The organism is Raskinella chloraquaticus (SeqCode) (assembly GCF_021731865.1).
GTDB classification, from domain to species: Bacteria; Pseudomonadota; Alphaproteobacteria; order Rhizobiales; family UBA4765; genus Raskinella; species Raskinella chloraquaticus.
The window spans coordinates 1-20,126 of sequence record NZ_JAKFWN010000045.1; the positions used below are offsets into that span (position 1 = coordinate 1).

At 57.2% G+C, this 20,126-nt stretch carries 16 protein-coding genes and 1 pseudogene; 5 read left to right on the plus strand and 12 right to left on the minus strand.

Annotated features, from left to right (window positions below):
• Positions 1 to 716 precede the first annotated feature (716 nt).
• The 4 genes from ACINK1_RS14375 to ACINK1_RS14390 all read right to left on the minus strand — a co-directional run bounded on the left by ACINK1_RS14375 (position 717) and on the right by ACINK1_RS14390 (position 4,153).
• Positions 717 to 1,202 carry a hypothetical protein gene (locus ACINK1_RS14375; protein ID WP_376802903.1) on the minus strand — a complete coding sequence of 162 codons (486 nt, stop codon included), beginning with the start codon at positions 1,200 to 1,202 and terminating at the stop codon, positions 717 to 719.
• A gap of 254 nt (positions 1,203 to 1,456) precedes the next feature.
• Positions 1,457 to 2,536, minus strand: coding sequence for a glycosyltransferase (locus ACINK1_RS14380; RefSeq protein ID WP_395760164.1), 1,080 nt, complete (start codon positions 2,534 to 2,536; stop codon positions 1,457 to 1,459).
• Between the two features lie 67 nt (positions 2,537 to 2,603).
• Positions 2,604 to 3,341, minus strand: coding sequence for an ABC transporter ATP-binding protein (locus ACINK1_RS14385; RefSeq protein ID WP_376802899.1), 738 nt, complete (start codon positions 3,339 to 3,341; stop codon positions 2,604 to 2,606).
• An 11-nt stretch (positions 3,342 to 3,352) separates the two neighbouring features.
• Entirely contained in the window at positions 3,353 to 4,153 is an 801-nt protein-coding gene (locus ACINK1_RS14390) for an ABC transporter permease (protein ID WP_376802897.1), read from the minus strand.
• A gap of 251 nt (positions 4,154 to 4,404) precedes the next feature.
• Here ACINK1_RS14390 and ACINK1_RS14395 point away from each other — a divergent pair, with 251 nt between their 5' ends.
• Genes ACINK1_RS14395 through ACINK1_RS14405 form a run of 3 tightly spaced genes read left to right on the plus strand, consistent with a single transcriptional unit; the run spans position 4,405 to position 7,039 of the window.
• Positions 4,405 to 5,400, plus strand: coding sequence for an SDR family NAD(P)-dependent oxidoreductase (locus ACINK1_RS14395; RefSeq protein WP_376802895.1), 996 nt, complete (start codon positions 4,405 to 4,407; stop codon positions 5,398 to 5,400).
• Between the two features lie 11 nt (positions 5,401 to 5,411).
• Positions 5,412 to 6,134: a sugar phosphate nucleotidyltransferase gene (locus ACINK1_RS14400; RefSeq protein WP_376802893.1), complete on the plus strand. Its 723-nt coding sequence runs from the start codon at positions 5,412 to 5,414 to the stop codon at positions 6,132 to 6,134.
• Positions 6,131 to 7,039: an NAD-dependent epimerase/dehydratase family protein gene (locus ACINK1_RS14405; protein WP_376802891.1), complete on the plus strand. Its 909-nt coding sequence runs from the start codon at positions 6,131 to 6,133 to the stop codon at positions 7,037 to 7,039. The genes ACINK1_RS14400 and ACINK1_RS14405 overlap by 4 nt, the downstream gene beginning before the upstream one ends.
• Here the strand turns inward: ACINK1_RS14405 and ACINK1_RS14410 are convergent.
• The 7 genes from ACINK1_RS14410 to ACINK1_RS14440 all read right to left on the minus strand — a co-directional run bounded on the left by ACINK1_RS14410 (position 6,973) and on the right by ACINK1_RS14440 (position 17,795).
• Positions 6,973 to 9,348, minus strand: a complete 2,376-nt coding sequence (locus ACINK1_RS14410) for a glycosyltransferase (RefSeq protein WP_395760165.1) — start codon at positions 9,346 to 9,348, stop codon at positions 6,973 to 6,975. The genes ACINK1_RS14405 and ACINK1_RS14410 overlap by 67 nt on opposite strands.
• A 69-nt stretch (positions 9,349 to 9,417) precedes the next feature.
• A complete protein-coding gene (locus ACINK1_RS14415) occupies positions 9,418 to 10,740 on the minus strand; it encodes a glycosyltransferase family 2 protein (RefSeq protein ID WP_376802888.1) in 1,323 nt (440 codons plus the stop codon).
• A complete protein-coding gene (locus ACINK1_RS14420; RefSeq protein WP_376802886.1) occupies positions 10,737 to 11,906 on the minus strand; it encodes a glycosyltransferase family 4 protein in 1,170 nt (389 codons plus the stop codon). The genes ACINK1_RS14415 and ACINK1_RS14420 overlap by 4 nt, the downstream gene beginning before the upstream one ends.
• A gap of 670 nt (positions 11,907 to 12,576) precedes the next feature.
• Positions 12,577 to 13,755, minus strand: a complete 1,179-nt coding sequence (locus ACINK1_RS14425) for a DegT/DnrJ/EryC1/StrS family aminotransferase (RefSeq protein ID WP_395760166.1) — start codon at positions 13,753 to 13,755, stop codon at positions 12,577 to 12,579.
• Between the two features lie 146 nt (positions 13,756 to 13,901).
• Positions 13,902 to 14,597 carry a hypothetical protein gene (locus ACINK1_RS14430; RefSeq protein WP_376802514.1) on the minus strand — a complete coding sequence of 232 codons (696 nt, stop codon included), beginning with the start codon at positions 14,595 to 14,597 and terminating at the stop codon, positions 13,902 to 13,904.
• Between the two features lie 152 nt (positions 14,598 to 14,749).
• Positions 14,750 to 15,940 carry a glycosyltransferase gene (locus ACINK1_RS14435; protein ID WP_376802515.1) on the minus strand — a complete coding sequence of 397 codons (1,191 nt, stop codon included), beginning with the start codon at positions 15,938 to 15,940 and terminating at the stop codon, positions 14,750 to 14,752.
• 76 nt (positions 15,941 to 16,016) lie between these two features.
• Positions 16,017 to 17,795, minus strand: coding sequence for a hypothetical protein (locus tag ACINK1_RS14440; RefSeq protein ID WP_395760167.1), 1,779 nt, complete (start codon positions 17,793 to 17,795; stop codon positions 16,017 to 16,019).
• 260 nt (positions 17,796 to 18,055) lie between these two features.
• Between ACINK1_RS14440 and rfbA the strand changes: the two genes are divergently transcribed.
• Together rfbA and ACINK1_RS14450 are read left to right on the plus strand one after the other, a co-directional pair.
• Positions 18,056 to 18,970, plus strand: a complete 915-nt coding sequence (rfbA, locus tag ACINK1_RS14445; protein ID WP_376802518.1) for a glucose-1-phosphate thymidylyltransferase RfbA — start codon at positions 18,056 to 18,058, stop codon at positions 18,968 to 18,970.
• A 10-nt stretch (positions 18,971 to 18,980) separates the two neighbouring features.
• A complete protein-coding gene (locus ACINK1_RS14450; protein WP_395760168.1) occupies positions 18,981 to 19,670 on the plus strand; it encodes an acetyltransferase in 690 nt (229 codons plus the stop codon).
• Between the two features lie 175 nt (positions 19,671 to 19,845).
• Here ACINK1_RS14450 and ACINK1_RS14455 read toward each other — a convergent pair.
• Positions 19,846 to 20,012, minus strand: a pseudogene (locus tag ACINK1_RS14455) (transposase); the annotation flags it as partial.
• Positions 20,013 to 20,126: the final 114 nt, after the last annotated feature.

A 20,126-nucleotide genomic window follows, 5' to 3' on the forward strand; every position in this document is an offset into this window, starting at 1 on the left:
CTCCGAAGGCAGAGGTCACAGGTTCGAATCCTGTCGGGTGCGCCAATGATGTCAATGTGTTAGGTGATATTTTTCCATTGGCGAAAAGTCACAGGTAGCACATAGGTACCAGCTTTTCAGAAGTCGCGGCCTGTGCCTTGGCGTTTCCAGTTCCGTGCTGCATTCCGATTTTGCCGCTCCTCTTCCTCTATAAAGATAGAGATAGCTGTAGACAGAGAGAGTTCGCTTTCCTTGGAGCCGCCTTCGCACAAGCGAAGGAAGGCGGCGAGAAGGGAAGCGGACGAACGGGCTTTCCTTGGTGAGCAAGAGCAGACTTACTCCGACGTTCCTATCAATGTGGATCGAGCCTCGGTCGCGTATTGTTGCAACGTCTTTTGCTTTTTCGCGTTAGTGGACAGCTTTTTCAATTCGATTCGGCCTGCGGTGTTCAAGCCTGCCATCCACATTCGTCGGGTCCAATAAACGCCTTCAGCCATTCGAATGCGATCCAAGTCAGTCGCGCTCACCATTCAGGCCTGTATCAGATTGTTACTTTTTGTGCAGGCGGGCAAACCGCTCAAAGGCCATAACCCATGTCCGTGCGGCAATGGAATGAAGTTCAGAGACTGCCCTCGCGACAAGCTCAACGCTGTTGCTGAAAATCTGACGCCTGACCTTGCAATGAGGCTGCCTAGGAGAATGACTCCGAAAGAGGCTTAGTGCGACGGATTTGCCGCTCAAGCTGCGTAATCCCTTCCGGCTGAACGCGTGTAGAGCGCCTTTGCTAAGGTCGCGGCAAGAGCCGCCGTTCTTACCTCCGCGTTCAGTAAGTCGAGCACGCGGTATTGCTCATCAATCTTCGCTACTGCCTCGATCCTGCGATAGGTGCCAGGATTGGCCTCCGCATATCTTGCAAGGCCCTTCAGCTTGGGCAGGGCATCGGCGAACTGGATGCCGTGTGGATCAACGATGTCTGCCACAACGCTTCCGTCAGCGAGCTTTGAGAAGAAAATGAAGCCAGGGCGAACGATCTTCATCTCGTCGCCGTCTTCGTACGTCACGCCAAGCGATTCCTGGGCCGCCCGGTCTGGGTTGCGATACCACGCAACATTGCCTTCCCGCTGCAATTCAGCGAGCAAGACCTTCTCTTCCCACGATGAACCAAAATCTATCGGGAAAGCGCCGTCGCGGTCGCACAGAAGGTACTTCTCAAAACGGGGCAAGTCGCGCTCCGTGCCGCGATCACCTCGCTGCGGTTCAACGGACAGACGGAGGGTCAGATCGCCAAGCTCAAACTCGTCAAACGCCGGATGTATGGCCGGAGAAAGACGGATCTCCTCCAGGCGCTCCGGAGCGGCGCGTCATGAGCACGAGGTGCAGCGAGATTGCGTCAGACCCGACTTTGCATGCTGATTGACGATCATGGCGCTGGGTGGCATCTTGCATCACCGCGCTTTGGGGCATCCACCCCATCAGTTCAGAGCGCTGCATTTACAGCTGCAACGAGGAATGCGTGCATGGAGCGGCTAGCGCGGCTCCATTCTATACCAGCGGCCAAATTGCCGTAGAGTTCAGGGTTGGTTGCGAGGCGCTCGACGGCCTCGGCTATAGCTGTCACCGTCACCGCCCGCGCCACCAAGCCTGTCACCCCGTGCTCAACCTGCTCCGGCAAGCCTCCAACAGGAGTGGCGACAACTGGCATCCCTGCACCGTGAGCCGCGGCGACAACTCCCGATTGGCTGGCTTCTATATGCGACACGACCATCAGATCGTAGCCCGCAAGAGCTGCTGCCACCTCGTCTTCCGATAGCCAGCGGTTGACCACCGCAGCCCCCAGGGCAGCGAGCCGACTGTTGCACGACCCGAGATCGCCCTCGCCAAAGACACCAACCTCGATCGGGATGCCAGCATTCCGCAGTCGCTCGGCAACCTCGACGAAAAGAGGCAGGCCCTTGTAGGGCAGAATCCGCCCGAGGAAGAGAAGCCGCATTGGCCTCGTGCCGTCCCAAGGTATACGCTTCACTGTCGTGTAGTTTAAGTCGGGGTGGAACACGGTCGTGATTCGTCCCGCAGCGATTGAGCCGACCTCCTCCAATTGACGCCCTGTTGCTCGGCTGAGGACAAGCACGCGATCCGCTTTTAGGAGAGAGCGGTTGGCCCAGCGGCTTGCGTAGCCAGTGTTGTCGCCTGGATGGGCGGTCGCGTCATGGGCAATGGCTGCGTACCGAGCGCCAGTCTGGCGTATCGTCCGGCAAAGCGCGGGTGACCAGACATGGGGCATAAGGTCAATAACGACCTCGACTTTGCGTCTCTTGATCTCGGCCTGCAAGGTCCGTCGTAGATGGAACAGGTTGCGCAGCGAGGTCAGCGCACCAACCGCACTGGAGAAAGTGTCGACTCCCACCACGTGATCACGTCGCTCAGGCAAGCTTTCGAATCCCTCCGCCTGCCGTGAGAGCACCACGCAGCCTTGGATTGCCTTCGACCAGGCTAGCGCTTCTACCGCCTCGCGGGCGAACCGCACCATCGCGCCTCGGCGTCCGAGGTACATCAGCATCACAGAGGGCAATTGGGCGACCATGCTGGTCCATCACCTATTGGCGCAATCGCTGCTTCCTGCATGCTCAGCCGGTGTGAGCAGCCAAAACCTGTTCAAGAGAGCCATCCGCAACGACCCGGCCTTCGTGTAGCTTGATCCCGCGATTGCAGTACTGCCGTAGCAAGTCGGGGCTGTGGGATGCGAGAACCAATATGCGTGCGCTCGACAGCAAGGCTTCCATCCGGTCCTGGGCCTTCTTCGCAAATCTTGCATCGCCAACACTGATCAACTCGTCGAGCAGTATGATGTCGGGACGGACAGCCGTGGATATACCAAAAGCAAGGCGAAGCACCATGCCAGTCGAATAGGTGCGCATCGGCAAGTCGAGGTAGCTGCCCAGTTCAGCGAAATTCGCGACATCTGGCATTAGCGCCTGTACTTCGGAAAAGGTCATGCCAAGAAAAACGCCACGCAAGACGACATTCTCGCGCCCAGTTAGCTCGTAGTCCATGCCCATTGCCATATCGATGAGGGACGTGACCGTACCCTCGATTCGGACTTCGCCCGAGGATGGCTCATAGGCTCCTGCTAGGATCCGCAAGAGCGTCGACTTGCCAGCGCCATTGTGACCGATTATCGCGACTCGGTCGCCTTGAGTGAGCTCAAGGTTTATCTCCTGCAGGGCTTTGACAACAACGTTATCCCGTTTCCCGCCCGCAAGCTGGCCGCCCACACGGCGGATAAGATGGTTTCGCAGTGATCGTCCACGTGCGTTATAGATGGCGAATTCGACGCCAGCATTTCTAACCGAGATCGAGACCATCTGTTTCGTCCTCAAAGCCAATACACGATACGCGCCCTGAAGCGGACGAACACCGGCCAAGCAACGGCTGCGAGAAGCAGCGTAGTCACGACTGCAAGGCCATAAGTCCACCGGCTTGGAATTTCTCCCAGCATGGGTTGCGATATCACCTGTAGGAACGCCGCGAAAGGATTATAGTCGAGTATTGCGGGGAATCGCTGCCGCAAGACGTCCGCCGGCCACACCACGGGCGTTACAAAAAAGGCGACCTGGACGAGATTATTGACCACCTGAGGCAGATCGCGAAAGCGTGTGCACAGAATCCCAAGGACGAAAGCGAGCAGAAAGCCGGCCGTGACGACAAGAAGGAGGCCCACCGGGACAAGAAGCCATGTCCAGCTAATCGGCGCTCCCAAAACCAGAAGGACTATCGGCACAATGACAACGTTGTGGGCGAAGCTTGTCAATCCGCGGACGAGCATGCGCAGCACAAAAACGGTCTTTGGCAGAGCCACTTGGCGCAGAAAAGGCTCCGATCCAGTGAAAACGGAAATGCTATCGAGAATCAAGCCGGTGATCAGCGCCCACACGATGTAATTCGCGGAAATGTATGGAAGAAACTTGTCAATAGGCTGATTAAAGATCAGCGCCCACACCGATCCGATTGCAACAACAAAAAAAGCCATGCTGACGGTGATCCAGAACTGGCCGAGCCGCGAGCGGGAATATCGCTGGCGAATGTCGCCGATTCCGAGCAACCACCAAATGCGCCAATGATGGAACGCATCGACAAGATCATCCAAGGCCTTACGTTGCAAGCTGGAGCGCGTCATATTCCATCCTAGGTAGCTGTTAGAAGCCTCTGACAGGCTTCTAACGTTGTCCGATGGCCAGCGCACGCACCGCAACATACGTCGTTATCTAGATGCGAAACCAACCTGTCAATGATGACGTTCCTCGGCTTCTGATCTCATCGACAAACGCCTTTTAAATGGCAATGACATAGTGTAGAGCACGCGATAAATGCCGACAACACCAAGGGTACGGGGCGGTTGCTATTACCAAGCTCTATCTAGGGAATTTTATGACATTCGACTGGAGCCGACGGAAAATTGTAGTCACTGGGGCTGGCGGTTTCATCGGCAGCCATCTTGCTGAGGAGTTGGTGCGCCAGGGGGCAGCCGTTACCGCCTTGATCCATTACAATGCGCTAGGAAGCTGGGGCAACCTGCGCTTCGTTGATGCGAGCCTGCGCAATCAGATGAACGTGGTAGCAGGAGATGTTCAGGACTCCGACTTTATGCTTCACGTTCTGGAAGGCGCTGACATCGTGTTCCATCTCGCGGCGCTGATAGCCATACCTTTCTCTTATGTTGCGCCGCGCTCTTACGTTCGAACGAACGTGGAGGGGACGCTCAATGTTCTGGAAGCGGTGCGGAAGGGAATCGCTGGCCGCATGGTCCACACGAGCACCTCTGAAGTTTACGGCACAGCATTGCGCGAACCCATCGACGAAGACCACCCGCTTCAAGGTCAATCGCCCTATTCTGCGACAAAGATCGCGGCGGACAAGCTTGCAGAGAGCTATTGGCGCTCCTTCAACACGAATGTGATGACCGTGCGCCCATTCAACACCTACGGCCCGCGCCAATCGGCCCGCGCCTTCATTCCTACCATCATCGCTCAAGCGCTCACCCGTCCACATATCCAGTTAGGCGCGCTCGATCCGCAGCGCGACATGACCTACGTGAGCGATACAGTGGCGGGCTTTCTGGCTGCAGGAGCTACGGAGGGCCTCGGTGGAGAGACGATCAATCTTGGCACGGGCGAAACGGCATCAGTGGGCGACTTCGCTGACCGGATCGTGAGTTTGATGGGTGTCGAAAAGCCAATCCTGCTTGATTCCCGTCGAGTGCGCCCCGCCAAGAGTGAGGTCATGAAGCTGGTGTCGGACAACAGAAAGGCCGCTCGTCTGCTGGGCTGGACGCCTGCGACGCCTATGGATGAGGGATTACAACGAACGATCGCCTTTATTTCCGAAAGCATCGAACTGTACCGCAGTACCGATTACGTCGTCTAAGGAAATTCGCGATGCAAGCCGTCATCATGGCAGGTGGACGTGGCACGCGTCTTGGCCCTTACACCGCCTTGTTTCCAAAGCCGCTTGCCCCGCTCGGGGACGAAATGCCGGTGCTTGAGTTGTTGCTGCGCCAGCTTAAGAATGCAGGCGTGACGGAGGTCATCCTGGCAGTCAACCACCTCCATCATCTGTTGCGGGCGTTCTTCGGAAACGGCGAACAACTTGGCTTGTCCATCCGCTACAGCCTCGAAGACAAGCCGCTCGGCACCGCAGGTCCACTCGCTGCCGTCATTGAGGGTCTTGACGAAACGTTCTTTGTTGCGAACGGCGATCTTCTCACGACGCTCGACTTTGCAGACATGCGTCTTTTTCATCGAGACACCGGCGCAGACGTGACGATCGCCAGCCACAAACGCGAGGTGAAGATCGATTTTGGCCTGCTCGAAACAGATAGCGGAATGTGGCTTCAAAATTATCTGGAGAAGCCGTCTTATTCGCATCTCGTTAGCATGGGGCTTTATGTCATGCGCCGTGACGCCGTGGCGCCGCATGTCGAGATCGGCAAGTATCTCGACATTCCGGATCTCCTGCGGGCGATGGTCGCAGCAGGCAAGCGCATATACTGCCATGCGCCCGACTGTTTCTGGCTCGATATCGGCAGGCCCGACGATTATCAGCAAGCTCAGGAAATCTTCGCTAGCAACCGCTCTATGTTCCTGAAGGATTCTCCTTGACCGGACGTGCCCTGATCACCGGGGCTTCTGGCTTTCTCGGTCGTCACCTGTGCGCTGCGCTGAAACGCCGGGGGGTGACCACGATCGCGCTCGCACGGCTCGGCTCGGAGATGGCGCCGACCGATGAGCGAATAACACTGTTGGATGAAACAAATCCGCAGGAACTCGCGAGCGCATTGTCGGTTGCCGCGGCGCAATGGGTCTTCCATCTGGCTGGCCGTCCGACTGCGGCCACTCTGACGGAATTGTATCGGGCGAACACCGTCTATGGCGCCAGTCTGCTGCAGGCGGCGCGCTCAACGCCCGATCCACCCGTCATGCTTCTTGCTGGCACGGCAGCGGAGTATGGCTCTGCTGCAGTCAGGCAGGGCAGGGTGGGGGAAGACATCGAATGCAAGCCAACGACACCGTATGGCATCACGAAGCTTGCTCAGACCCTTCACGGTTTGGCATGGCCGGACCGGTTGATCGTCGCGCGACTGTTCAATCCCGTTGGCCCGGGCATGCCTCGCCATCTCGCTCTGGGCGATTTCACGGATCAGATCTCGAAGATGGAGCCCGCTGGTGGCCGATTAGTGACGGGTCAACTGTCTGTAGAGCGGGATTTCATTGAAGTAAGCTCGGTTGTCGAGGCGCTGATCGGCCTTGTCCTGTCACCGCTGGATCGGCCGCTGGTTGTCAACATCTGCTCCGGAGTCGGGACGAGTCTGCGTGACCTGCTCGACGGTTTGATCAGGGCTTCAGGCAAGTCCATCACGATTGAAGAGCGGGAAGACCGCGGCAGTGCGACAACCCGGGGCCTCTCGCGGATTGTGGGTGATCCTGCGCGGCTTGCTCGTCAAGGGCTGGTCGTGCTGCCTCCTGAGCCAGAGAAGCTTGGCCGAGCGCTGCTTAACCCGGCATGACTTATGTGCGCCTTCCTGCGCTCAACAGCCGCCTCGATCGCTTTGGCATACGGAGCATCAGCTGAAGCTCTATCGAGGTTTTGCTCGGCATGCTTCCTTGCTGCGGCCTTTAACCTCTGGAGCGTATCGGGATCGTCCGCAAGCGCCATCAGATGATTTGCAATCGCCTCTGCATCCCCGGGCGGCACCAGATATCCGGTAGTGCCTTCATGCACGAGGTCAGGTAACCCTCCGACACGCGACGCAATGATAGCGCAGCCGCTTGCCATTGCCTCAAGAACGGCAATTGGGCGGCCATCGACCCGGGATGGCAGTACGAAGATATCATACAAGGTAAGGTAAGGCCTGACGTCATCCACAATTCCGCACACGTCGATGCGAGTTCCAGCCGGCGCCCGTGCTACCCGACGCTCGATCTCGCCCGATATCCGTCCGCCGCCTGTCATGATGAAACGCAAGCGCTGCTGGCTTCGGCACAACCCTGCGACATCCACAAAGACTTCTGGCGCCTTTTCTTCTGACATCCTTCCTGAAAATCCAACCACGATCTCGTCGGGCGAGATAGAGAAGCGATCAACAAGATCGGAAGAGCGCGGTCCGACGGCGTAACTCCCGACGTCGATCATGCTCTGGACCAGTTCAATCTCATTGGGTGACCATCCAACGGCGAGGCACCAATCCCGGACTTCCGCGTTCTCGCACAGCACACCTGTCAACAGGGGCATCGCAGCCTGATGCGGCGCGGCATGACCCACTGCATTGAACAAGAAATCCATGATGGCCAATTCGGGATGGCGGTTGGAAAGGTAGGGCACGAGACCATAGAAGAAGCGGCTGCCTGCGATAAGCAGAGCTTGGAAGCGACGCGAGGTGAACAAATATTCGACGAATGTGGTCCACTGCGTTGGGTGAAGGAAGCGCGGCAACGCGTAGACCTCCGTCGTGACGCTTTCGAACCATTCAATGGCGTCGGTGGGGCCCAACTCCTGAAAGACGGTGGAAACCACCACGACGCGCCATCCGCAGTCGACCAGCTCCTGTGCAACTTGCGCCAGAAGCCGCTCGGCACCGCCAACGAGAAAAAACGGGATAGCGATCAGGATGGTTCGTGATGCATGAACCGGCGGCACACGCAGCATTGCTCGCGTAAGGGCGGTGCATGCATTGTCAACACTCAAGGCACGACGTTTTGCTGCCTTCGAGCGGGCATGAGCGTCGCGGTCGATCAACTTGGCGTTTCGCGCGAGAATTCGTTGCCTTTGCGTTTCGATGTCGGGCACACCCGGCCCGGAGCTGAGCGAAGCAGTTTTGTGAACGCGGTAATTCAACAGAAACTCACCCGAGATGTTGCCGAACCGCGCGCCAGTGGCGGCGATCCTGATCCAGAAATCCCAATCTTCTGCAGCGTGTTCCGCCCCCAACCCGTAATCGAAGTAACCACCCACCTTTTCCAGCAGATGGCGATGGAACAAGGCACAGGTGTAGACGTGATTGCCTAGAACGAGATCAGACAAGGCTGGATATGGCAGGATGCCGACAGTTCCAGATCGAGAGCCCATCAGGCGCAACCCACAGGAAATGACGTCAAAACCAAGATGTTCAGCGAGGAACAAGGCCTTTTCGATATAGGTGGGATGAAGTGTGTCATCAGCATCCAGGCAGACAATGTAGGGGCTTTTGCACTGTGCGATGCCGAAATTGCGATTGTCTCCCGCCAGGTGCCGACCCTCACGCAGGAAGACCCGCACTTGCGGTCCGGCAAGCGATCTTACGAGATCCGGCGTCAACCGATCACTTGATCCGCCATCGACGACAATGACCTCAAGATCACGGAAGCTCTGGGCCAGAACGCTATCCACTGCTTCGCCGATAAAGCGACCATAATTGAAGCAGGGAATCACCACAGTCACAAGCGGAACGCCTGCCGGATGGATTCGTGGTGGATACGTCTCAAAAATGCCGCCGGCCCCAAGTTCCGCGACTGGGATCGCCATCGCGTCCTGCTGCGCCACAAGATTGCGGAAGGCTGAAACGGCGACGGAAATGTTACCTCGGAAAATAGAACTGCCAGCTTTTTGGAGGTTTTCAATTGTGAACAGCGCAAGGATGCGCCGCCAACGTTCAGCGACAAATCGTGAGCGCGATAATCGACCCGGTGAACGACCTTTCTGCTCGCGCAATGCAATCAGGTGACTGATGCCACCGCGGATATTGGTTGCGTTCCCGTTTCGCAGGCCATTTATCGCCTTGGCGAGGTTATGCCGATTGATCAGGCTCAAGGCGATGATACTGCGTCGCAAAATGGACATGGTACCTAGCTGTTCCTGGAAGCCCGACAACGCAGCTCACTAACGCTCCGACGCCTGCGACGTCCAGCATTATCGCCGTCCGTCAAGGCTCAAGCCAAGTTTGCCAGCGATTGGTGCCAGTTTCGCCTTGATGCGATGGATGATTTGCCTATAACCGGCTTGGCTCGCAACTGCGTATGGCTTACACTGCGTGGAGACAACGGACTGACCAGAAGCAGCTTCCTTGCCGGCGTCAGCCTCATCACGATGCGCATTTGCTGCGGCAAGAGCAGCCTCAAAAGCGTTGGCTTGTCCTCGCCACCACTGTAATGCTGCGAACTTGCTGTTGGTTTCAGCGGCAAGTGCAGATCGGTAAGCTTCTGCCTGCTGTCGCCACCAGTCTCGGGCCTCGGTCACCGCAGCCAAGTCAAAGCGCATTCGGGTCATTGTAGGCGACGTCTGCATGGTGTCCAACAAGGCCAGCAAGTTCGCTCCGGCGACCTCAAGAGCCCGGTCGTCGGTGCCGTACATGCGATCATGAAATGCTCTGAAATTTGACGGAGGATCACTCGCGAACACAAGTCCGAGAAGCCTCAGCCGCAGGCGGGCTTCGAGCTCAGCGAAGCTCTGGTGAGACACAATCCAATCGCCGATGGCGTTGAGAAGTGTCGGCACGCCTCGGGAGTTGCAGGTCGGAATGATGTTTTGCGCAAGAAGGGAGCAAATTTCAGTGAAAGTGCCAAGGGCATTTGCATGTGTGATCCCTTTGTCGTGCAGCCGGTAGAAAGTCAGGGCCTCCTGCACCACCGCGAACCGGCGGTCATGCCGCAAGGCACGAGTCCACACTTCGAAATCGGGCGCGTAGACCATATCCGGGTCGTACAGGCCATAGGTTTCGTGAAAGCTGCGCCGCACCATTGTGGAGGAGCGGCAAAGCCGGTTCTGCACCACCCAAGACTCCACCTTGTTTGGCGCCCAGTCGTAGTTCAGGTAGGACTCGAGCTCCGCCGCTTGCGGATGGGCCTCCCCGTTGCTGTCCATGAAGCGCACATGGGTGCCTGCAATGTCCACGTCAGGCCGACATTCGAGGAGCGCCAGTTGGCGCTCCGTTCGGCTCGGCGCGATCCAGTCGTCGGAGTCGACATTGGAGATCAAGCGCCCGCGCGAGGCGGCGAAGGCCCGGTTGAAGGAGGCTGCTCCTCCCAGATTTACCTCGTTCTCGATTACCACGATGCGCGGATCGCCCAGTGAGCGCACGAATTGCGCGGAGCCATCGGACGAGCGGTCATCGATTACAATGATCTCGAAATCCTGCATCGTCTGGGCGAGGATACTCTCGATCGTCCGCCCTATATAGTGACGGTAGTTGTAGGAGAGGACAATGAAAGATACGAGCGGAGCGCTATTCATCATGCCAGCCCCGCTCCGACAGCCCGCTCCGACAATACAAACTGATCCCCCGCGACCATTGCGAAATCGACGGGCTTCTGCTGGTCTGCGAGACGGCGAAAAGCGGTGGCGTACGCGTCTAGCATCCGGTTTTCATCGAAGTGACGCTCCGCATAAGCTCTGGCATCTGCGCGCAGTTTGGCCAGTCGTGCTGGATCGCGTTCAAGCTCAGTGACGAGGGCCCCAATGCGATCAAACTGGTTCGGCCGGGCGATCCAGCCGTTCACGCCATCCTCGATCATCTCCGGGATGCCCCCCACTGGTGCGGCGATCACGGGAACTCCACTCGCAGCCGCCTCCATGACAGCAACCGGGCGACCGTCGGCGCGCGATGGAAGCACGAGCACGTCAATCGCGGCAAAGGCTTGGCGCACGTCGTCAACATAGCCGTGGAAAGCAATGCGATCGGCCGCAGGACTACTGGCGCATCGGGAACGCATCGCACCCTCCATAGGCCCGGAGCCAAAAACTGCGAACTGGGCGTTGCACCCCCCTTCCGTGAGACGATCGGCGAGAGCGATGAAGTCGAGCGGCCCTTTCTCTTCAGAGAACCGGCCCACGAAGCCAAGGGTCAGAGGCCGCGGAGGCCGCGTTGCCAGCGGCACGAATGCAGCAAGGTCAATCCCGCTGCAAAGCACCTCGATGGTACGGTTGGGAATACGGGTTGAAGCCGCGACGACTTCGCGCATGTAGGCGCTCTCCACGAACACACAGTCGATGGCGCCCTCATAGATGGAGTGGCGCACCATGTGGCCGACTGGGTTGTATAGCATATCTGCGACGCGCAGGCCTGGGATGTCCTGTTTGAGGAAACCGAGGAGTGGATAGATGAGGTATGCCCCCAGCTGAAGGAGTGCGCCTATCGAGCGCGAGGCGATCACGTCGATCAAAACGGCACGCCACGTGTCAGGATTATGCTTCGACAGGTCAACGAGATCGCCTGTTTCTGCGAAGTCGGCGAGTTCGTCCGACTTGTAAGCTCCGGTTTCGCGCTGCTGGATCATGCACAAGATAGGTTCGCCGCGTGCCCGCAACGCCCGCGCAATCCGAACGATCAGAGAGCCTTCTACTGCAAAGGGAAGCAGGATCAGGACCGCCTTCTTCTGCGGCTTGATGTCAACGCCGTGCATCGCACCGTCTCCAGTATCAGTCGACAAGGTCACCCCACGCAGATGGCTAATCTACTATCGTTAAGTTATCACATCGTCCAGCTCACCGGAGTTTTCGAATTGCAGGAATGCGCAGGTTATGAAAAAGGCGCTAGCAAAACGCCAAAACCGTTAGCGGGGTAATACGGAGACATAGACTTGACCGTCTACCGGACACCAAGGGAAAAAGCCTGCGAAGAAGACGTTCAAGGACTGACAGATCGGCTAATTCTACATCGATAGCGCGGAGGTCCGAACGGAGCAGGGCAAGCGGCACATGTTCGCAGCAATCGACCGTGTTTAGAAATTCGCCTTCGTCGAACTTCATGAGAAGGCCATTACGGCAACATGACACGATCATAAGCGAAACGAGCGACCTGGGGTCAGGACCCGTTAATTTGGGCGAAACGGTGGGAGGGAAATGGCGCGAGGTTGAGGAGCAGGCCTGCAGGACGTCGTCCGACTTTCAAAGGCTTGCGACATAAAGATCGCGTCATTTCACCCCATCCGAAGGACAAGGCACGAATGGCAAACTGGTTCGTCGACGCCCTCAACCATACCAAAGGGTATGCTTTTCGGGCTTCTCCTGCCATTTTATCCATTCGTGCCATGCCGTTTTGCCTAAATTAATGGGTCCTGGCCCTAGCTCAGATCAGCTTACACCCTTGCGCACAGTCTCGCTCACAAGCGCGATTTGATCGTCGGTGAGCAATTCATGGAATGGCAAGCCGATGATGCGTAGCCCTAGGTCATCAGTGACGTCTAGTCTTTCGCGAGGTGCTGTGGCGAAAGGAGGATGCGTGTGGCACCCCCGCGACCACCAGCGCCGCCAGGGAATGCTGCGCTCGTCTAGGCCGGCAGTCACGGCATTGACGTGCTTGGCCGGGATCCCGATATTGATCGTCATTGAGACCCAGCGCTCCCCGAACCCTGCATGCCAGTCGATCGGCGCATCGCCAAGATGATGGCGATAGGCCTTCGCAAGAGCCTTAAGCCGAAACTCCTTTTCGGCGGCGTGCGCCAGGGCAGTAAGCCCGACGGCGGCAGCGTATTCGGATATGCGGTGATTGCCGCCGCGGCGTGCGGCAAGGCGGGTGCCAGGCTCAAAGCCAAACGACGAAGCGCTGCGGGCTGCGGCAATCAGGTCGGCATCCTCCGAGACAATCGCGCCGCCCTCGCCAATGCCCAGCATTTTGGTGGCGTGGAGGCTGACGCAGGCCGGAACCCGTCCGACCCCATCCAGAGATAGCGCGGCAGCCGCCATATCCAGCACGACCGGGATGCCGGTCTTCTCCTCAAAGGAATTCCAAGCGCGCTGGTCAATAGGAGCGCCAAAGGGGCTGACAGCCACGATAGCAGCCGGTAGCTCGGGCAAGCGCGCGATTAGCTCCTGGGCGATCTCTGGCGTCAGTGCCCAGTTGTCGGCGTCGACGTCCGTAAACCACGGCTCGAACCCGGCATTCGTGACGGCCTGGGCCGTGGCAATGAAGGTATAAGCCGGCATGATGACGAACCGGCCCCGGCGGGCTCGGAGCCGAAGGGCGAGCTCGATGGCGACGGTTCCGTTCGAGACGGTCGCCACATGAAGCCGCGCAGGCGTCGTGAGGCGCGACTGGAGCAGATCCGCAAGGGCAGCGGCGAAGCGCTGGTTGAGAGGCCCGTCGTTCGAGTAGACGTGACGCTCATCCATTTCCCGCAAGAGCGGAAGGATCGCATCTCCAGTTGGCAGTACGGGCACCATCACGGCCGGCGGCTTGATCCCGGCCGGCAGCCTGCTCGCCGGCACGGCGTCGGTCTGATCGGCCACGCTCACCGCATCTGTCTGCGTCATTGCATTCCCCATCTTGCCTCGCTCAACCATCGACGCGTCCCGCAGGGGGCGTGACTGATGATTCAGGATCGTGTGTCAGCCAACATTGTCCGCTGTCAAGACGAGAAAGGCAGGTCCGCACGGGCCACTGACGTCTGCGCGAAGCTTCAGGTATGCGTAGCGCTGACGCGTCCGACCATGGCTTTGCAGTTCTGGTCGTAATCCTTGAGCGCGATCTTCCGCTCAAACGTCACGAAGCGCTCAACAGCGGCAACGAGCTCTGGTTTGTCGAGATCGTCGCACATCAGCCAGCTGCCCGGTCGGACAACTCTAGCGAGAATAGGTCCAACAACGCTGATTTCGCTTTCGTTGTGGACCGCGTCGCAAAACACCACTTCATATGACGATCTCAATGAAACCTCAGAAATATTGCCTCTTGTGATAGCAGTGACATATTTTAAAAGATCTAGATGTCGTAGATTATCAATAAGACATCCGATTACACCGCCATGAGCTGTTACCGGGCGCGAAATGACGTCTTGGTCTGCGTACATTTGTGATATATTAAGCTTCAGAATGGCTTCAGATATCGATGCAAGCCCGAGATCGACAATGTCGAAATGTCGTTGCTTGCACGCAGAATCTCGAATGCCTAACGCCAACGATGTTGACGAACGACCAATCCAGCTCCCAACCTCGAGAATATCACCTTGGCCATGAAGAGCCAAGTTGTAAAGCATCGTCAATTCTAGAGAAAACATCCAGCCGTCTGGGAAAATTTCTATATCTACGGGCAGAGAAACTAGGGCGCTCGGATCGAATGGGTCCCGCTCCAGACTTTCCTGAAATCGACGCGATACCATATGCAAACATCCTAGTTGGTCGTATCAGTTCTGAATATCAGCTGATGGTCAATACATGTCGGTATGGAGACTTAGTCAATTCACCGATAAACTATCTTATTGCCGCTCAGATCGTTACTACAACGGATCTTCCGATAGGCTCAGGCGCGACGTCACTTTCTGTATGTTTGAGCCAGCGAGATCATCGTCTCTACGAGGCGGGTGGGCGAGAACCGCGCACTGGCTCGTACGCGCCCACTTTCTGCGATGCTCGACAGCGCATCCGGCTCACTCGACAGACGGGTGATTAGGCCGGCCAACTCATCAGCAGTCTTATAGCTCAGAAAGTCGCGACCGTCGACAAACTCACTTTCCAGAACGGCATTCGGCGCAGACAAGACGGCTGCCCCGACCGAGAATGCGCCAAGCGCCCTCTCGTGGAAACCAGTATGGTGCGGCAAGGGGCAGATAACGACATCGGAGTCCGCCATGATCGCCAGAAGTTCGCTGAAGCTGCGGGCTGGCAAGTAGGTAAAGTCTTTAGGGCGATCAGGTCCGATGAGCTCTGACGTCAAGATAGTGATTGGCAGATTTCCAAGCGCCTTAAGCAGACTGCGCCGGCGTTCAAACTTCACGAGGTCTGCAACTGCAGTGAGCAGGAAGCGGTGGTCCGCGTTGAAGGCATCAAAGAGCAATCCAACTTCGCGGCATGCTCGACGGGTCTCGACGCGTGGGTCGAGGCTCAAGTCTGCGATGCAGGCTTCCGACACTGCTTCAAAGATGTGTTTGATGATCTTGGCTCTATAACCGCCATAGGCGGCAAGTCGCTTGCGAACCTCAGCCGGCGGTGGAAGCTGAATTGGCAGGAGCCAGCGATGGGTGCGGCGGCCCGCGTGACGGCGCGGCGGAGGTTGACTGGCGGGAAAAGTGATGGATGGTACGAAACGGACGTTGTGAATATTCAATTCATGCGCCTCTTGGACATAGCCATAATCTGTCGCAAGAACGAAGCGCAGTGGGAAATTGACGCCCATTTGGTGGACGAGCGTTTCATGTGTTGGACAGTCGTGCATCACATCGAATACCGACTTTCCGTAGTATTGAAAGGCAGAACTCAGGCGTCCCGGTTGGTCGTTTGCCAAAGAAAGCTCTGAACCAAAGCCATTAAAACAGATAAAAAATACACAATCATTGTCCTGCAAGGCGCTATGGATCGCGCGGGGATGCGATCTATAGTCAATAATATTAGCACCGATTTGAAATTCTTTAAGCGCTAAAGCCAGTTCATGGGCAAAAACAGAATTATGCTGGAAAGCATCTATTTCACCACAAATCAGGATCGCAGCGTACGCGTTCGTTGACATCAAATTAGGCCATTTACGTTCATGGTGTTGTTCTTCAGTTACATTATCTATTGGAGCAACATAAGGGATTTCAAACTTACATTTTCGCTTTCCATCGGAACAGGCGACGCAGCCTGTGCAATGCTTTTGCCATTAGATGCGTCCCGTCTTGCGCAGCATGCAAGGTGACAGGTTCAGGCACTCTTGCAGGCCCCTGTCGCCGCACAACTGCTTCGGGTGTATACTGAGACAACAGCATGTCAGCCGTCCTATCGGGGTTTTCGAGGCTGGACGCTTGCGCGGCAGCAAGCATCGTGTTCTCCGCCGCCAACTGCTCGCACTTTTTGTATAACGCCTCATACTCACGAAAGAGATTATCATGCCGCTCCTCACCGTAGCGGTTAGCTTCTTTGAGGAAGTCTGCAAGACGCTGGTTCTCGCCAACGAGCTTTTCGTACTCGCGAAAGAGATTGTCGTGGCGCTCCACACCGTAGCGGTTGGCTTCGTTGAGAAGGTCTGCAAGACGCTGGTTCTCGCCAACGAGCTTTTCGTACTCGCGAAAGAGATTGTCGTGGCGCTCCACACCGTAGCGGTTGGCTTCGTTGAGGATGTCTGCAAGACGCTGATTTTCAGCAACCAGCCGCTCGATGCTTTGCGCTGCGTGATCGCTAGCGGCGCGGGCGTTGACAATATCAGCTGTGTCAAGACCGCTCAATGAGACGCTTGGACGAGTGACAAGCTGTTCTTCTTGCAGCAGCTCCTCCACAATCACGCGAGTGCGGGCGACCAGTTGAGCGTCGATATCAAGGACACGACGGAACGACGCTTGATTGGCACGTGCAAGTTCGTACAGGATCGCGGGATCTGCCGTAACATTTCGGAGGCGTTCTATTGTGCGCTCGACGTTGCGGTCAATGATCATGATATCGCGCCCATCATTGAAGGCGACGTTGAGCTTCAGTGGATCGGTGATGCAATTCACGACGCCCCGAAACCCAGCTTCCATGCAGCTGCCTGTTGGAAAGCCATCGAACGCGCCGCAACCGAGCCCTGCCGGATGGTTAGGCGACAAGACAATGTCCATGCTCGAATAGAAGCTGTCAAAGAAGGCATTCTTCTGGGCTCCGTAATAAGTCGTTACCAATTCGGCCGACCCCAGGGGAATGTCGTCTGGCGTGTAGTCTCCGACCACGTGAAACCGAAAGCGCTCATCAGACGCAAGGGCACGAGCAACCTCAACGAATTGATCGTATCCTTTTTGCGCAAAATTGTTGCTGTATCGATGAGCAACAAAACAGATATCAATTGTATCTTTGTCTCGTCCAAAAAGTTTCTTGTCACGTTCGAATGAAAATTTGACATTGCTATCGAAGACGCCGCCATAAATGAATTCGATCTTCGAAGCGTCGCAGCCGATTTTCTCCAGGAGATGCTTCGACGTGATCGTCTGGGTCGTGATGATCCGGCGGCAGAGCGGCGACATGGCGACCTTGCGCAAATGCTCGTCGCTCGCCGCGACATTCGGCTCGAAAGAGCCGCCGGGATAAAGCTGCAGGATGAAGGGGATGCGCCGCTTCTCGAAATAGGGCAGCAGACGCTGTGCATTTCCAAGGAACGTCACATAAGCAAGGCGGGGTACAAGATTGGCGGCTTGATCGAGGGTTAGGATGCGATCCTTCAGAGATTCGGCAATGGGAAGCTGCGCCGCAAGATCTCCCATGCCGTGATGAGCAAAACCAAAATGCCAAGCCTCCATCGACACAAGAACAGACGAGTTGAAGAAACCGAGGTAGTGCTCGTACTCCAGCGTGCGGAACGGCGAGGCTGGCGACGGCAGCACGTCATCGTAGATGGCGAGGTCGGCGTAGCCGGGCATCTCCCTCCCCGCAGCATCAACACTAATCATCAACTGTTTTCCGCTGAGGCTTGCGTCGACCCCTCATGCCGTTATGGCTCGAGCTAATGGACAATCGCTTGAAGATTTTGGGATGGAAAATTTTGCTTCACGAATTTCCTTGCCGTGTGCTAGCAAACTGGTCCGATGCTGCCAAGTGGAAATTCTCCGTCAGCCCTTGCGCAGGTAGCGCGCTCAGATTGCGGTGGGACTGACTGGAGGATCATCAGAACAGGACTGACATGAAGGGAATTATTTTGGCTGGGGGCAGTGGCACCCGCCTGCATCCTATGACTCTTGTCATGTCGAAGCAGTTGATGCCTATCTACGACAAGCCGATGATCTATTATCCGCTGTCCGTGCTGATGCTCGCCGGCATCCGCGAGATCCTGATCATCTCGACGCCGAACGATCTGCCGCGTTTCCGCCACCTTCTGGGCGACGGCAGTGCCTGGGGCCTTTCGTTCTCTTACGTGGAGCAGCCCAGTCCCGACGGTCTTGCGCAGGCCTTTATCCTAGGAGCAGACTTTGTCGGAACAGATCCTTCGTGGCTCGTGCTGGGCGACAACATCTTCTATGGCCATCGGCTTTCCGCAATCCTTCAGCGCGCCTCGGCGCAGCGAGAAGGAGCCACCGTTTTCGCCTATCATGTCGCAGATCCCGAACGCTATGGCGTGGTTGAGTTCGGCGGCGATGGCCGGGCCTTGTCCATCGAAGAGAAGCCAGCCCAGCCGCGGTCGCGTTGGGCAGTGACGGGGCTTTACCATTATGGACCCGAGGTTGTGGAAATTGCGCGCTCCCTTAAACCGTCAGCACGAGGCGAACTTGAGATCACTGACTTGAACCGCCGTTATCTTGAGATCGGACGTCTTAACGTTGAGCGTCTCGGGCGCGGCTTCGCCTGGCTCGACACCGGCACGCCGGATGCCTTGATTGACGCTTCGACCTTCGTGCAGTCGCTTGAAAAGCGGCAGGGCGTAAAAATTTGCTGCCCGGAAGAGATCGCCTTCCGCATGGGCTTCATCGACGAACGAGCTTTCCTTGCCTTGGCGGACCGCTTTGGCCGAAGCGCTTATGGACAGTATCTGCGCTGTGTTATCGAAGAGAGCGTCGAGCCCCGAGGACGGCCTGGAGCTGTCCTCGAGATTAGTGGATAATTGTGTTGTCATGCGCCGGATCTACATCTTCGGTTGCGGGGGCTCAGGGAGGGAGATACTGCAGATCGTTCTTGACCTCGCCGAAGCTGGCGAGCAAATCGAACCTGCAGCCTTCTTGGTTGACTCAGTCTTTGAGGCGCCGACGCACGTTCAGGGGCTGCAAATCTTCCGCAGCCTTGACGCGCCTCATCAGGACCCGACTGCGCAAGTGGTGATTGGTCTTGGCTCGCCCGCTGCACGCAAATGTGTTGCCCGCCGGCTTGAAAAGCTTGGGATCCGTTGTGCCACGCTTATTCATCCACGCGCCTGGATCGGTCGCGAAGTTTTTTTTGGCCCGGGCGTTGTTGTTTGCGCCCAGGCGGCAGTCGTCACGAATGTCAGGCTCGGCGCACATGTTCATGTCAACGTTGCCTCCTCCGTACATCACGACTGTCGCCTTGACGACTTCGCGACCTTGGCGCCGGGCGTACATTTGGCCGGGCACGTCACATTGGAAGAAGGCGCAGATCTTGGTATCGGCGCCTGTGCAATTCCTGGCGTTACAATTGGCCGATGGGCTTCAGTTGGCGCAGGCGCGGTAGTGACGCGCGACGTGGCGCCCAATTCCGTCGCTGTCGGTGTTCCTGCTCGGGAAATCCGACGCCGGCGAGAGGGTTGGCACGAAGAGAGGTGGCCCGAGGAAACCGGACAACAGGGATAGCTTGTCAATCGGCACGCAAAGTTGACCCCGGATCGGCGTCCAGTGTCGACCCTCTTGTCGTAGGCCTCCGGGACGAGCAGAAGCCAGAGCGCAGCTGGCCGGGTTCGCGCAGCCGGGGCGGCTGCGGCTCCAGAAAACGAGGATGCTGTGGGAGCGTTCGGGCGCGGTTCTTGAAGCGCCGGCGGTTGTAGCGGTTGCAGATCGTGGTCGGCGGGCCGTCGCGCTCCGGCAGGTCATACCAGAACGCACTCACCCGCAGCACCCAGAAAAACCGTTCAGGGCACGCCGGTCATCAACGCGCGGCACGCGGCGAGGTTTGTTGGGCAGGTGCGGCTGGATCACCTGTCATTCCTTCTCCGTCAGATCGTAGCACCCCATCGACAAGCTCCAGAAAAGGAGCTTGAATCACGCCGCAAGCCTAGAGGAAACCCCAAAGGCCCGTTTATGTGTTTTCGC

Excerpts from the sequence above, each read along its gene's own strand:
- ACINK1_RS14380 (WP_395760164.1), bottom strand. The coding sequence starts at position 2,536 with ATGCTGATGTACCTCGGACGCCGAGGCGCGATGGTGCGGTTCGCCCGC.
- ACINK1_RS14385 (WP_376802899.1), bottom strand. The coding sequence starts at position 3,341 with ATGGTCTCGATCTCGGTTAGAAATGCTGGCGTCGAATTCGCCATCTAT.
- ACINK1_RS14390 (WP_376802897.1), bottom strand. The coding sequence starts at position 4,153 with ATGACGCGCTCCAGCTTGCAACGTAAGGCCTTGGATGATCTTGTCGAT.
- ACINK1_RS14395 (WP_376802895.1), top strand. The coding sequence starts at position 4,405 with ATGACATTCGACTGGAGCCGACGGAAAATTGTAGTCACTGGGGCTGGC.
- ACINK1_RS14400 (WP_376802893.1), top strand. The coding sequence starts at position 5,412 with ATGCAAGCCGTCATCATGGCAGGTGGACGTGGCACGCGTCTTGGCCCT.
- ACINK1_RS14410 (WP_395760165.1), bottom strand. The coding sequence starts at position 9,348 with ATGTCCATTTTGCGACGCAGTATCATCGCCTTGAGCCTGATCAATCGG.
- ACINK1_RS14415 (WP_376802888.1), bottom strand. The coding sequence starts at position 10,740 with ATGATGAATAGCGCTCCGCTCGTATCTTTCATTGTCCTCTCCTACAAC.
- ACINK1_RS14420 (WP_376802886.1), bottom strand. The coding sequence starts at position 11,906 with ATGCACGGCGTTGACATCAAGCCGCAGAAGAAGGCGGTCCTGATCCTG.
- ACINK1_RS14425 (WP_395760166.1), bottom strand. The coding sequence starts at position 13,755 with ATGACGCAGACAGATGCGGTGAGCGTGGCCGATCAGACCGACGCCGTG.
- ACINK1_RS14430 (WP_376802514.1), bottom strand. The coding sequence starts at position 14,597 with ATGGTATCGCGTCGATTTCAGGAAAGTCTGGAGCGGGACCCATTCGAT.
- ACINK1_RS14435 (WP_376802515.1), bottom strand. The coding sequence starts at position 15,940 with ATGTCAACGAACGCGTACGCTGCGATCCTGATTTGTGGTGAAATAGAT.
- ACINK1_RS14440 (WP_395760167.1), bottom strand. The coding sequence starts at position 17,795 with ATGCCCGGCTACGCCGACCTCGCCATCTACGATGACGTGCTGCCGTCG.
- rfbA (WP_376802518.1), top strand. The coding sequence starts at position 18,056 with ATGAAGGGAATTATTTTGGCTGGGGGCAGTGGCACCCGCCTGCATCCT.
- ACINK1_RS14450 (WP_395760168.1), top strand. The coding sequence starts at position 18,981 with ATGCGCCGGATCTACATCTTCGGTTGCGGGGGCTCAGGGAGGGAGATA.